10 protein-coding genes are annotated in these 14,218 nt (G+C 56.7%); 1 reads left to right on the top strand and 9 read right to left on the bottom strand.

The genetic code is table 11. The annotated features are described in order from the left end of the window. Positions 1-26: 26 nt before the first annotated feature. The 3 genes from Q0955_RS05880 to Q0955_RS05890 are packed head-to-tail and all read right to left on the bottom strand — an operon-like array spanning position 27 to position 4,617. A complete protein-coding gene (locus tag Q0955_RS05880) occupies positions 27-3,089 on the bottom strand; it encodes an efflux RND transporter permease subunit (RefSeq protein WP_299421225.1) in 3,063 nt (1,020 codons plus the stop codon). Positions 3,090-3,100: 11 nt separating this feature from the next. Beyond that, a complete protein-coding gene (locus tag Q0955_RS05885; protein WP_299421228.1) occupies positions 3,101-4,153 on the bottom strand; it encodes an efflux RND transporter periplasmic adaptor subunit in 1,053 nt (350 codons plus the stop codon). Further along, the gene (locus Q0955_RS05890; RefSeq protein ID WP_299421231.1) at positions 4,147-4,617 is read right to left on the bottom strand and encodes a MarR family transcriptional regulator; all 471 of its coding nucleotides are present in this window, start codon (positions 4,615-4,617) and stop codon (positions 4,147-4,149) included. The genes Q0955_RS05885 and Q0955_RS05890 overlap by 7 nt, the downstream gene beginning before the upstream one ends. Before the next feature lie 294 nt (positions 4,618-4,911). Between Q0955_RS05890 and Q0955_RS05895 the strand changes: the two genes are divergently transcribed. Next, positions 4,912-7,164 (top strand): ATP-binding protein, encoded by a 2,253-nt coding sequence (locus Q0955_RS05895; RefSeq protein ID WP_299421233.1) that lies wholly within the window; start codon positions 4,912-4,914, stop codon positions 7,162-7,164. 309 nt (positions 7,165-7,473) lie between these two features. On the opposite strand, the gene Q0955_RS05900 is transcribed toward Q0955_RS05895, so the two are convergent. The 6 genes from Q0955_RS05900 to Q0955_RS05925 form a co-directional block, all read right to left on the bottom strand. Further along, positions 7,474-8,574, bottom strand: a complete 1,101-nt coding sequence (locus tag Q0955_RS05900) for a flagellar basal body P-ring protein FlgI (RefSeq protein WP_299421236.1) — start codon at positions 8,572-8,574, stop codon at positions 7,474-7,476. 8 nt (positions 8,575-8,582) lie between these two features. Beyond that, complete coding sequence (locus tag Q0955_RS05905; RefSeq protein ID WP_299421238.1) at positions 8,583-9,593, bottom strand: flagellin; 1,011 nt, start codon at positions 9,591-9,593, stop codon at positions 8,583-8,585. Next, positions 9,590-11,047, bottom strand: coding sequence for a flagellar hook-associated protein FlgK (gene flgK / locus Q0955_RS05910; RefSeq protein ID WP_299421241.1), 1,458 nt, complete (start codon positions 11,045-11,047; stop codon positions 9,590-9,592). The genes Q0955_RS05905 and flgK overlap by 4 nt, the downstream gene beginning before the upstream one ends. A 41-nt stretch (positions 11,048-11,088) precedes the next feature. Further along, the gene (locus tag Q0955_RS05915) at positions 11,089-12,396 is read right to left on the bottom strand and encodes a flagellar hook-basal body complex protein (protein ID WP_299421243.1); all 1,308 of its coding nucleotides are present in this window, start codon (positions 12,394-12,396) and stop codon (positions 11,089-11,091) included. A gap of 98 nt (positions 12,397-12,494) precedes the next feature. Further along, positions 12,495-13,325, bottom strand: coding sequence for a flagellar motor protein MotB (locus Q0955_RS05920; RefSeq protein ID WP_299421246.1), 831 nt, complete (start codon positions 13,323-13,325; stop codon positions 12,495-12,497). A 114-nt stretch (positions 13,326-13,439) separates the two neighbouring features. Then, positions 13,440-14,135 carry a lysophospholipid acyltransferase family protein gene (locus tag Q0955_RS05925; protein ID WP_299421249.1) on the bottom strand — a complete coding sequence of 232 codons (696 nt, stop codon included), beginning with the start codon at positions 14,133-14,135 and terminating at the stop codon, positions 13,440-13,442. Positions 14,136-14,218 lie beyond the last annotated feature (83 nt).

Below are 14,218 nucleotides of genomic sequence, written 5' to 3' on the forward strand. Positions count from 1 at the left end.
CCTCTCAATTGTGGTGATGTGACGTGTTAGGCGGGCACCGCCGCAGCCGCCGCTTTCTTCTCCCGCCGTTCTTCTTTGCCAAAGAACACCAGGTAGAACACCGGCGCGGCGATCAGAGTCAGCACGGTGGCAAAGGCCAAACCGCCCATGATGGTGATCGCCATCGACACAAAGAACGCATCGGTCAAAAGTGGTGCCATGCCAAGGATGGTTGTGACCGCCGCCAGCATCACAGGCCGCAGACGCGACACGCTGGCTTTCACAATCGCCTCCCGCATCGGCAGGCCTTCCTCGCGCACAAAGTCGATCTCTTCGACCAGCACAATGCCGTTTTTGATCAACATGCCCGACAGGCTCAGCAGGCCGAGCAAGGCGGTGAAGGTAAACGGCATATCCGTGCCCAGAAGGCCAATCACCACACCGTTCACCGACATTGGCACCAACAGCCAGATGATGATCGGTTGGCGGATGGCGTTGAACAACAGAACCGAAATCAGCACCATGATGAGCAAGCTCATAGGCAACTGTTTTCCAAGGCTTTCCTGTGCCTCCGAGCTGTTCTCCAACTCACCGCCCCATTCCATCTTGTAGCCAACCGGAATGTGCATGCCCTCAATCGCCGCCGTGACCTCCGTCTGCACCTGCGCGGCTGTCAGGCCAGAGCGGATATCCGCGCCAACTGTGATGGTCGCCACGCGGTCGCGGCGGTGCAGAAGCGTGTTTTGCGTCTCATGCACAAAGCCATCGACCATCTGCTCCACCGGCACAAAGCTGTTGGAGGTTGTGGAATAGACCACCTGATCAACCAGCCCAAAGGCCCCGTCTGGCTGACGCCGCAGAATGATCGGAATCAACCGCTCGTTTTCGCGGAACTGACCTGTTGTCAGACCGTCTGTTGAAAACTGGAACATATCGGCGATGTCTTCGCGATCCACACCAGCGGTCTGTGCCCGCTCGGTGGCGTAGATTGGCTTAATCACCAATTCCTGTTCCCGCCAGTTGGTGCGCACGCTGGTGATGTTGTCGGTGGTTTCGGTCAAAACCTGCGCCGCCTGTGTCGCCAATTGGCGCAACACCACCGGATCACTGCCAGAGAATCGCACCTGAATCGGATCCCCCCCACCGGGGCCAAAGACCAGACGTTTGGTGCGGAACTCGCCTTCAGGCAGGGCACCCGCGCCAAAGGTCTCTAGGTCCTTTTGCAGCGGTGGAATGGCCTCCAAGTTCTCTGCCCGCACAATGATATGGCCATAGCTCGGGTTTGCCTTCTCAGACTCATAGGTCAGCATAAACCGCGTCGCGCCCTGCCCGACAAAAGTGGCGTAGCTCACCACATCGTCGCGCTCATCAAGCCAGTCTTCAAGCAGCTCCATCTGCGCTGACGTGGTTGCAATTGGCGTGCCCTGCGGCAGCTTATAGTGCACAAAAAACAGCGGCGTGTTGCTGTCCGGGAAGAACTGCTGCTTCATCAGGCCAAAACCCGCATAGCACACCGCCGTCACGGCGATCAGACCAACAATCACCAACCACCGCATCTTTAGCGCCAGCCGCAGACTTGCCCCATACATGCGGAAAATCAGCCCGCCATAGGCATCACTTTCACCGCCTGTGCCTTGCTTAAACAGGTAGTGACCCAGCATCGGAGTCACGGTCAGTGCCAGCACCCAGCTTAGCAAAAGCGAAATGCCAATCACCGCAAACAGCGAGAACAGGAATTCCCCTGTTGCATCGGGGCTCAGGCCAATGCCAGCAAATGCCATGATGCCAATAATCGTCGCACCAAGCAGCGGAATCTGGGTTTTGCCGGACGCTTCATCCGCGGCTTCGCGGCTGTTTTTGCCCTGCAACATGGAGATCTGCATACCCTCAGCAACCACAATCGCGTTGTCCACCAACATGCCCATCGCAATGATCAGCGCGCCCAGCGAAATCCGTTCCATCTCGATCGAGAAGAACCCCATGAACAGGAAGGTTCCCACAACCGTCAGGAACAGGGTCACCCCCACCACCACGGCCGCACGCCAGCCCATGAAGATCGCCAGCACCGCCACAACAATGGCCACCGACATGGCGAGGTTTACAAGGAAGTCGTTGGAGGCTTTCTCCACCACCACGTGCTGTTGATAGATCGGATGCAGTTCCACACCGGCAGGAATATCCCCCGCCATCTGCGCCAGCTTTTCGTCCACGCGTTTGCCAACCACCACAATGTTTTCCGTGGCAATGCCCGCCACGCCCAAGGTGAAGGCCTCTTCGCCGTTGTAGCGAATGATCTGACGCGGATTGTCGACCCGGTCGCGGAACACGCGGCTGGTGTCCACAAGGTTCACAACCTTGCCGTCTTGCCCCAATGACAGACCGGCAATCTCAGACACTGTGTCTGAGCCATCTGGCCGCATGATGCGTGTGCGCGCGGCACCTGTGGTCACCGTCCCGGCGGCATTCACCGCATCAGCATTGGCAATGGCGCCCGCAATGGCGTTGAGCGAAATGTTCTGGTTGACCGACAACGCCAGGTCCGGCTCTACAAAAATCGCCTCTTCTGGCAGACCCTGAATGTCCACATCTGCCACACCATCCACGGTGAGTAACTCGCGTCGCAAGAAGGTCGCCAGCTCGTGCTTTTCCGCATCCGAAAATCCCTCGGCGGTCACGCCGAGGAAAATGCCAAACACATCACCAAAGCTGTCATTCACCAAAGGTGTTTGGACTCCATTGGGCAAATGCCGTCCGGCATCCGCCACCTTGGCCCGCAGACGTGTCCAAACCTCCGGTAGCTCGGTGCCGTCATAAGTCGATTTGATGTGTACATCGATCTGCGACACACCGGGCTGGTTGATCGAGGTGATGTAATCCACCTCTTCCATTTTCTGGATGGCGGATTCCAAAGGTTCAGACACCTCGACCGCCACCTGCTCCGATGTGGCCCCGGGGTATTGGGTAACCACAACCGCCTGTTTGATGGTGAAGGCCGGATCCTCCAGCCGCCCCAAGTTCAGAAAACTAATGCCGCCGCCTATCAGGAAGATCAGCATGATCATCCATGTATAGATCGGTCGATCAATGGATCCGCGTGCAATATTGACCATCACCCGCGCCCTCAGTTGCCAAAGCCGACAAAGCGGCGCACTGCTTGGCCGTTGGTCAAGGCGCCGCCACCGGTGAGCACAATCTCGTCGCCGTCACTCAGCCCCGCATTGATTTGCACCATACCTGCCGTGGCAGGTTCACTTTGCACCGCCACCCAAGTCACTTTGCCTTCGTCGCCACCTTTTGGGTCAAACCGCATCACGCCGGTTGCGCCGCTGTCATCCACAACAATGGCTGTAGGGGGCACGATAATGCCGGTGGATGGCTCTGCTGCGGTCACAGTCACCGTCACCGACGACCCTGGCAGGATCACCTTGCCCTCCGGCGGCGTCATGCCAAAGGTGATGCGGAAGGTCTGCCCAACACTGCTGGTCTCCGCGTCAAACTCACGAATTTGCAGATCAAACTCTTCGTCATTACCGGGAAAGCGCGCCTTGATCGTCACGTTCTGCTCGTTGCCTGCCCGCTGGAACAGGATCTCCGGCACATCCACTTCAATGCGCAATTCGCTTAGATCGTGAATACGCACCACCGGGCTACCAGCGCTCACAGTGGTGAACAGTTCCACATTGCGGCTAGACACCAAGGCATCAAACGGCGCTTTCAACGTCGCATGGCGCAGCGACCATTCCGCATTTTTCACCGCGATCTGCGCCAATGACGCCTGCGTTTCTGCATCGTCCAACGTCACCTGACTCACGGTGTTGCCGCGCAGTTTGTTGAGGCGTTCTACCGTGCGATCTGCTTGTTCTTTCTGCAAAATCGCCTGATTGAGTTGCAGTTCAAAGATCTCCAGATCCAGCCGCGCAATCACGTCCCCTTCGCCGATGTTCAGACCTTCGGTCACCGGAAAATCCACAATCTGACCGCCCACCTGAAACGCCAGATCCACCGATTGGCGCGCTTTCACTTGACCAAAAAACTGCCGTTCAAACGGCACCGGCGCTTCGCTCACCACCATGAGTTTCACCGGTTTCAACACATCCTGAGCAAGCGTCGCCGCGGCGCCTGTCATAGAGAGCAGCGCCACCGTGGCGCATAGTTTTCCAAACTGTTTCAGCATTCTTTTTCCTCCAAACGCCCAGCCGCAACGGCACCGGGCATGGCTTTCACGGCCAACTTGGCAAATTGGGAGATTTCTTCGACACTCATACCGGATATTTCACGGAACCTCAGTTTCACCCCGTCCATCAAACAGGCCCGCGCCTCCACGCCACGGGGGGTCAGCTCCAACACCAGCGCCCGCCGGTCTTTGGGATCGCGGGTGCGCTGAACCAGACCACGCGTTTCCAGCGCGTCCGCCACGGGCGTGATTGCGGACGGAATACAAAAGGTATCTTCCGCCAACACCCCCATGCGCTTGGGTCGATCCATAAACACCAGTATCCGCCGCTCCATTTTAGACAGAGGTGGATCAAGATTGATGTCCTCAAGCTCTGCCTCAATCTGGTTGAACAGAGCAAAGACACCAATGATCGCCAAAAATTCATCCGGCAGATCGGTGTTGGAGAATAAGTCGTCGGGCACGCGCGAATCCCTGAGTTACTTCAGTTTATGAAATATCCAAATACAGAAGCTTTGTGAACAAACAAGGGGCGCTGACACAAATAACCGACAAGTCACTTACATCAATTCACCTTGTTTCTCAGGAACCTGCCGGCTTTGCCAAGACACAGCGATCACAGAAAAATCGCAAAAATTTTATTAGAAGTCAGAGCGTTACGCAGCCATCCGAGTGATTAAATTAACACTGTCACGCTATCTCTACCCCACGAAAGATTAAGTGGTGCGTGAACTATGGTGGCAGACCCGGGACAACAATTGCGGCACACAGCAAAGGTGGCGGCACGTCAGCGCAGCCTGTTGGCCCAGTATGCCTCCGAACGTGTGCGCGCCTTTAAACAACGGGCCGTGATCTATTGCCTGGGCGCACTCATGGTGATTTTGGCCACCGGCCCGGTATTTGGCAGCTGTGCAACCGCCATGCTGATTTTTGGCGAAGCTGTCGATATGTGGGTGTTGCGCCGAATTCCCGCGCGCTTACGCGCTGGGGAAAGCCAGATTCTTTTGACGCGCGCGGCCATAACAAGCGGCGCATTCCAGTCCATCTGCATGTTCCTTGCCACGACACTTTATGTCGTGGTTGTCGGCAAAGACGCCTCCATTATGGGCGTCGCCGGTGTGCTTGGCATGGGCATTGTCAACGGCGCCTTGATCCTGCCAACCATCCCCAAGCTCGCCATCTTCAAAATGGGCCTGTTTGTGTTCACGCCGCTATTCCTTCTTGTGCTTCAAGCCATCCGTTTTGGTGGCGAAATGGCCATGCCGCATCTCAATGTGCCCGAGTTGATGGTGGTCATCAGCATGGGCTACATGTGCTTTTCCTTTGTCAAATCCGGCGTCGACAATTTCCGCAAAACAGAAGCCCTGCAAAACAGCCAGGAAAGCCTGACCGCCGCCAATGACGCCTTGAGCAAGCACCGCAATGAATTGCAGCGTTTGTCTATGGTGGCCCGCAAAACCAATGATGCGGTGATCCTCTCCAATCCGAAACACGAAATCGAATGGGTCAACGAGGCGTTCACCACCCTGACCGGCATCCCCGCCAAAGACATCATTGGCAAACCCACCAGCCTGCTTGCGCAGCTCACAAATGCGGACACCGATATCGCGCAGAAAGTCGCCAAAGCCATACGCGGTGACAACGATGCCAAAATCGAAGTGCGTCACAAAATTGCAGACGGGCGTGAGCGGTGGGGTGAAATGCAGATGCTGTCTGTCAAAAACGCCGATGACGCGGTCGATTTTTACGTGACCATTGCGCGTGACATCACCGCCACCAAGGAGCATGCCATGAGCATGCGCAAGGCCCGCAAGGCCGCCGAAGATGCAGCCCGGACAAAGACCGACTTCCTCGCCAACATGAGCCACGAAATTCGCACCCCGATGACCGGCATCATCGGCATGGCAGATCTGCTGTCGGAAACCGAACAATCCCCGGAACAGGCGGACTATACACAGACCATTATTGGCTCCTCCCGCAGCCTGCTGACCATCATCAACGATATTTTGGACCTGTCCAAACTGGACGCAGGCAAGCTGCAGATCACCAACAACACCTTTGATACGCGCACCTGTTTTGAAGAAACCCTGCGGCTGTTGGAACCCAGTGCTTACAACAAGGGCCTTGGATTAAATCTGACCGTTGCAGAAGATGTGCCGAAACATTTGTTTGCCGACGATGTCCGTGTCCGCCAAATCGCAACCAATATCATTGGCAACGCCACCAAATTCACCGAATTTGGCAAGATCGACGTCAAGGTCTGGATGGACGGTGTCGAGGCCACGGACTCGATGACCCCGATGACCTTGAACTTTTCGGTGGAAGACACCGGTATTGGTATCCCCGAAGACAAGCTGAGCGCGATATTTGAGGAATTTACACAAGCCGAAACCTCAACCACGCGTCGATTTGGCGGCACGGGTCTGGGCCTCAGCATTTGCCGCATCCTGACCGAACGCATGGGCGGGGAAATCTCCGTGACCTCTGTATACGGACAGGGATCGCGCTTCCTTGTCAGCTTGCCGGTGGAGCTGCCACCGCACGGCGCATTGCCAGATGACGTCAAGACGCCATTGGCGACAGACTATGACGCAATTGATTTGACCGGTCTCAACGTCTTGGTCGCGGAAGACAACAAAACCAACCGCGTGTTGATAGCAAAGTTGTTGGAAAAACTGCCGATCACCCTGCGCTTTGCCGAGGACGGGTTTGAGGCGGTGGACGCCACGCTGGAAACACCGCCAGATCTGATCTTTATGGATATGTCGATGCCCAAGATGAGCGGCATTGAGGCCACCGAAGCCATCCGTGCCAGCGACGTGATCCAACCACATATTGTGGCGCTCACCGCCAATGCTTTTGAAAATGAAAAACGCGCCTGTCTGGCTGCGGGCATGGATGATTTCCTCACCAAACCAATCCGCCGTGCGGATTTGGTCACGTGCCTGCAGCGCCACGTGGCACGCCAAAATGCGCCAACTTCTGCGGTGCAGACCGCACTCCAAGCTTAGCGCAACACGCTCACTTTGACTTACACACAACACCGCTGAAGCGCAGCCAATGGGCTGCGCGCGGGCCTCGCGCCATTCCTAGAGCTCCCACTCCAAGCGCGCCTTCAGGGCACTGAGAGCCTTGCACCTGATGTGGAAATACCCCTCCTCAGCGCCCGCCGTACACAAACACCGCACCTTATTTCTTGCATCTGCTGCGCCCCATCCGGTTGCTATGCGACGGTGCCGTGCTCCTCCCAAAGATCGCCAAACAGCAAAAAGGCGGCATGCCCTAACATACCGCCTCTCGCGCCTGTCTGTTTAACGGGCTTAGCGCACTATGAACTCTGCATGCAGGGCTCCGGCCGCTTTGATGCTCTTGAGGATGTCGATCATGTCACGTGGAGCCACGCCCAGTGCATTCAGACCTTCGATGACTTCACTCAACGAAGTGCCCATCGGCACCTCCGCCAGGCCAATGCCCTCGTCCTCTTCAATGCCCGCCTCGGTGCGCGGCACCACCACGGTTTCGCCACTAGCAAACGGGTTGGGCTGCACCACCAGCGGGGTTTCCTGAACCCTCAGGGTCAAACCACCTTGCGACACCGCCACCCGAGATATTCGGACATCGTCGCCCATCACAATTGTGCCGGAGCGTTGATCAACCACCACACGGGCCTTGCGTTCGGGCTCCACCGAGATGTTCTCAATCTGGCTCAAAGCATGTGCCGGAGAGGCCTGATTGGTGCGGTCAATGTCCACCTGAACGGTGCCCGCATCCAGCATCAGCGCCACACGGCGACCATAACTGCGGTTGATGGCTTCCTCAATCCGGTTGGCTGTGGTGAAATCCGGTTCCCGCAACGCCAGACGCATGTTGGTCAGCGTGGAAAAATCGAAGTCGATCTCTCTCTCAATGCGGGCACCAGAAGGGATCACACCCGACGTTGGCACACCCTTGACGACGCCACCGGCCTCGCCTTCGGCAGACACGCCCCCTGCGATCACTGTGCCCTGGGCAACTGCGTAGATCTCACCATCGGCCGCATTCATCGGTGTCATCACCAATGTGCCGCCCAAAAGGCTCTTGGCATCGCCAATCGCCGAAATGGTCACATCCACCGTGCCGCCTGCACGGGCAAAGGGCGGGAGTGTTGCGGTCACAAACACCGCCGCCACATTTTTGGGACGCATATTCTCGCCGGTGATATTCACACCAAGGCGTTCAAGAATATTGCCCATAATTTCTTCGGTAAACGGCGCATTCCGCAGCCCGTCACCGGTTCCGTTCAGGCCAACCACCAAACCGTAGCCAACCAGATCATTGCCTCGTACACCGTCAAATTCTACCAGATCTTTGATCCGGATCGGCGCTGCTGCTGCCATGACTGGCATCAGTACGAGGAGCAGTAGCATTCTTGCTAAGCCCATGAGATCATTCACCTTACATAATTTGCCAACGTGAGTTGGGAGAGACGCGAGGTGATCGTATAGACCATCTCAAGTTGCACCTGCACGGCCTGCAATTTGCCAGCCACTTCGGTTTGGTCTGCAGACAATAGGTCCGTCTGCGTCATCAGCATTGAGCTCCGTGACAGCGAATTCTCCGCCATCGCATTCTCAACACGTTCCTGATTAAATCCGATGTCTGCGCGGACGCGGGTCAGGTTGTCCTGTCCGGTCAATAGACGTTCGCCGGCGCGCGCCATTAGGTTCTTCTTATCTGTGAGGTCCAGATTAAGCCCTGGATCAAGGGCCAACGCCGCGAGCGCAGAATCCCGCATTGCTTCACGTAGCTCAGTGCTGTCTGCGCGAACATTGAAGTCTGCTGACTGATTATCATTTAAACGCATCGGCGCGAGATCGTTAAGCGATCCCAGATACGCATTGGTTTCAAATCCACCACCTGGAGTCATAAAATAGTCATCTACAGCTGTGACAATGTCATTGATCGTCAAGGCGCCTGCAACAGCCGCTGAAAGCTGCGTCATCATCGCGTCGGAATCAATCAACGCGGCGCCGTCTGTTGCCGTACCACCAAAGATTGTCCGGTCTGCGACCCGACCGTTCAAGGCACTCACAACCGCGTCGAAATCGTTGCGCGCACTACGAGCCACACTGTCGACGGCAGCAGACAAACCGGACTCCGACGCAGACAACAAGTCCCGTCCCAAATCGCCAGTGACGGAATGCACCTGGTCCAGCGTCATTTGGGCCGTTTCTAGAAACAGCGACGCATCTTTGGTGGCTGTATCATAGCCCTCCAGAACGGTGAGCTGACGTTCCACGCCAGCCAGCATATTGAAGTCGCCTCGCAGAGCCGCCGAAGGATCAGCTTTTCGACCGGAGGCAAGTTCGTAAGCAAGTCTGTTCAGGTCCTGCTTAACCGCCACGGTCCGGCGCGCATTCATCATGTGCTGCGCCATGTCACCTATTGATGTAATGGTCATCCGATCCTCAACAGTTCTTGCATCATTTCATCTACCGCCTGGATGAGCTTTGCGTTCGCCGCGTAAGACTGCTCAACCAGCATCAGCATTTGCAGCTCCTGATCAGTGTCCACACCGTCAATGAGCTCCATCTCTTCCAGCGACACCAATCGCGCCGAAGCAAAAGCCACGTCGTTGTCGCTTTGCACCCGCGCGCCAGCCACGCTGGACAAAAACTTGCCGCTCAACTCACTCATTGAAACGGCCTTGGAGCCGTAGCCACCGGACACGGGAACAACCTGAACCTGCATCGCATCCAGCATGCGGTTCAAATGGGTTGCATCACCGGCATCACCGGGTGCTGCAGCCCCCAGACCATCGCGCAAACGCCACGTTTCACCGGCTCCGTCGATATCCACGAGATTGTTCAACTCCAACCGCCCAGCCAGACCAACTTCGTTGGCGGCGGTAAAGGCCAATCCTGCATCGGTGAACAACCCGGCATCTCCTGGTGCCAAAGTTGGGTCCATGGTTGGATCTTGGTAGCGTTCCACCAAATTACGCGCTGCAGCATCCAGATCCGCCTGCGCCTGCACGCCAAATTCGTCGCGAATGGCAAACTGCGCGCCGATGGCGCCGCCAGACAACGCGCCTTTGTCGCTGTCGATCCGCATGGGATAGCCGTTGATGGTGACCCCGCCCAAAAGGCCATTGGCCTCTGTCATATGCGGCTCAACCGTACCGACTTCGGTAAACTCAATTGTCGCGGCTTTACCGTCCAAAAGAACTGCACCGTTGGTCGTATAGAGCGCCACGCCGCCGCGATCGCGTGGAGACATGCGCACAGGAACCAACTCGCCAACTTTGTCGATCAGAACTTGACGCTGATCTTCCAGCGCCGCGGTTTCTTGTCCCTGGTTGATCGCTAGAGAAATCTTGCGGTTGACCTCCTCGGTCTGCTTCAGCAATCCATTGAGGCTGTCGATCATGCTGCCGATTTTGGAGTCGGCCTCAGTGCGCATTTTTTGGACGCCATCAGACGCTTCATTAAAGGCAAGCGCGATGCGTTCGGCGTCCTGCGACACGTTTTTTAGACGGACATCACTGTCTGGCGCACCTGTGGCCATTGCCAGAGAGCTTTCAAAGGTCGCCATCACGCCGGACAAGCTGGTCGGATCTTCGGGTGTCCCAACAAGGCTTTCCATACGGTTGTAGAACGCATTTGTTCCCGTTGCCAATGCATTGCCAGCGTCAGCAAGGCGGCGCTCTGCAATGGTCACAGGGTTCACATGGCGAGAAGTGCCTTCAATCTTCACACCCGCTGAATAGCCATACAGTGCGGCAGACTGATTGAGAGTCCGCCGCCCGTAGCCTTCGGTCATGGCGTTGGAGATATTGGAAGACACCACCTCTGCCCGACGCGCCGTGGCCGTCAATCCGGTCAATGCGTTTGACAGAGCGCTCGATATACTCATGTCTTATCCTTTCCGGCCGACAACGGCCTCGGCGCGGTTACTTAGCGTTTGATATTGGTGGTTTCTTGCAGCATTTCGTCCACGGTCTGGATGACCTTGGCGTTGGTGCTGTAAGCGCGTTGGGTCTGGATCATGTCGGTCAATTCGCCCGCCACATCGGTGGCCGATTCCTCACGGACATAAGACAGAAGTTCACCAGATGGGCCGGTGCCCGCATCCCACATGAAGTAGGGACCACTTTCATTGGACGGCACGTAGGTCTGGAAGTCCAAAGAGATATCCAAGCCGTTCGGGTTTGGAACATCCACCAACGGAATCTGCGCGATGGTGCGGGTGATCCCGGTGTCGAAATAGGCATGTACAAAGCCGTTGTTGTCAACTTCAACGGAGGTCATGGACCCCACCGGTGCGCCGTCTTTGTCGATTTTCAATGGCGCATAGGAATCACCAAGCTGGCTCATGCCCCCTTCGGCCCCGATCATGCCGATGTTCAGCTCCATGGGGCCGCCAGAGACGTTCAGGATCGCGCTACCTGTCAGCGGATCATACGCGCCGCCGGGAGGGTTGGACACCACGGCCTGCAACAGACCACCGGTGGTGCGCCCGTCGTCAAACGTCATGGTGTAGTCACCAATGATCGCGCCACCTGAGGCAGAATCACGGATCACCATGTTCCACTCATTGGACGCGCCTGCCCCTGGAACGGTTGGCGTAAACTCAATGTTCAGTGTCTCGGCCTGGCCCAGGTTGCCATAGTACTCGATACTTAACGTTTCTACAGAACCTGCGGCACCGGCCACGGTGGAGGTCGCCGGCAGGTTTACACCCAGATCAACATTGGTCGTGGGAGAGCCAACCAGCTGAGATGTCAGCAAACGAATCGGGCTCAGGCCGGTATCGGTGTCGCGTGGATAGTTCGGAATGGATCCATCCGCTGCCGCGGGCCACCCCATCAGCGCCAGCCCTGCCTCAGTCACAAGATAGCCATCCTCATCCGGACGGAAAGACCCCGTGGTGGCCAGCATCATTTGCGGGCTGGTGTCACCTGCCTTGATAGCCGTACCCGCCGCAACAGGTAAGAAACCACGACCACGCACCGCGAGGTCGGTTGGATTGGTGGTTGGGGTGAGCGAACCACCTTCGTCAATCAGGCGACGCGAAGTCGCTTGCACACCGCCAGCGGAATACTTGCCGCCACCGGCACCGGTCACCATAGACTGGAAATCAGTCTCAACCCGACGGTAACCGTAGGTCGCAGAGTTCGCGATGTTGTCTGAAATGGACGCCAGTCGGGTGGCATTGGCATTGAGCCCGGCCACACCGGCATTAAGCGAAGAGGAAATCGACATGGTACGCCTTTCTGCTGTATCAATTCGGTCGTCGTCTGCTTGGTTACGACAATCGGAATTAACAGCGGCCTAACGGCGTACCATATTTCCTTTTAGCTTCAGCGATCCGATCGCAACAGAATGATCTCAATCCTGTTGTTCCGCAGGTCCCGCGGCACATTGGACACCGGTTCGCGGTCTGCATGGCCGGTCACCCGCGCCACCCGTTCAGTCTCCAAACCATAGGTTTCCATCAGCTTTCGAAGTTCATTTGCGCGAATCGATGACAGTTGCCAACTCGGGTTCTCCCGCACCGTGATCACGCTGGTGCGCACATGACCTTCCACCGCCACCTGGTTGCTCACCATATTGGACACTTCCGCAAGAACCTTGGCCAAATCCACCAAAATGGGCATCGGCACCGCGCTTTTGGGCTTAAACAATCGCTCCTCTTCGGAATCAAAGATCTCGATCACCAGACCTTCGTCGGTCAAGCGTGTCACAACATGTTTCAGCACATTGTCGGCCAACAGGCTCTCGCCACCACCGCCAATCAGCATGTCTTCGACTTTCTCGAAGTCAGCATCCTCGCCTTTGCTACCTGGCTGTTCGAACTCAACCGGATCCGGGTTGTCTTTCAATGCCGTTGGCAAGCCACCCACGCCGTTTTGCGACAGGATGTTATGTTCCTGCACGCTGTCCCCGCCAAACATGGCATTGCCGCCACCGGACACTTTGTTCAATGGCACCGTTGGGCTGAAGAATTCAGCAATCCCCAGCCGTTGCTGTTCTGTAGTCGCGTTGATCAGCCACATCAGCAAAAAGAATGCCATCATGGCGGTCACAAAATCCGCGTATGCAATTTTCCACGCCCCACCGTGGTGTCCGTCGCCTGCGATGACCTTCTTACGTTTTATGATCACCGGAGCGACGTTGGAATTATCAGCCATCGCCGTCACCTTTTTCTCACCCTGACACGACACCTATACGGCAGCTCTTACCCCCGCCTTAACATATGGAATACATGAGAAATTTTAGGGATTTTCCAACAGGACAAGGCCTGTCTAATCTGCCAAATATGCACTCAAAATTTGCATAAAATCCCGCCGGTCCAAACCGGCCTCAATAACCGGCCCGACCTGCACCTCAATCACCCCCGGATATTTGAGCCAGCTGCCGCGCGGCCAAACCGCGCCAGAGGTCAACCGCACCGGCACCGCAGGCACACCGGCCAGCTGGTAGAGCACCCCCACCCCGGCTTGCGGCTCGGAATGCTCCAAACGGCGCGTGCCGCTGGGAAAAATCGCCAACCGCCGCCCGTCTTTGATCGCCGCTACGCCGGCACGAAACCCCGCCCGCATCGCGTCCCCGCCGGTTTCCACCGGAATATGCCCCAAGGCCCGTGCCACAGGACCAAACACCGGGTAAGAAAAAATCGGCTTCTTGGCGAACATCACCGGGTAGTCAAACAGGGCGTGGAAAAATAACGTCTCCCAGGTGCTCTCATGCTGAGATGCAATCAGCAAAGGCCCGTCGGGTAGGTGCTCCGCCCCGTCCAAGCGATAGTCGATGCCACACACCGTCCGCAACAACCAGCGCAGAACCGACAAGTAGCCATCCGCAAGCCCACGCACTGCCTGACGCGACGCCCGTTTGAACGGCCACACTATCAGAAACGGCATCAGTGCGAGACTGGCCAACCCATAAAACAGCAGGCTTCGTACAAAGACGACGGGAAGAGACTGTTGCAGCCTATGCATAAGAATTCTCAAGACAATGTGCTTCAGTCTTACGCGGTGGTGCCGCCTTTGCATAGCGTCCCTTCACCGATCAAGCGCGAAGT

Origin of the sequence: uncultured Shimia sp. (assembly GCF_947493595.1) — a bacterium.
Classification (GTDB): Bacteria; Pseudomonadota; Alphaproteobacteria; order Rhodobacterales; family Rhodobacteraceae; genus Shimia.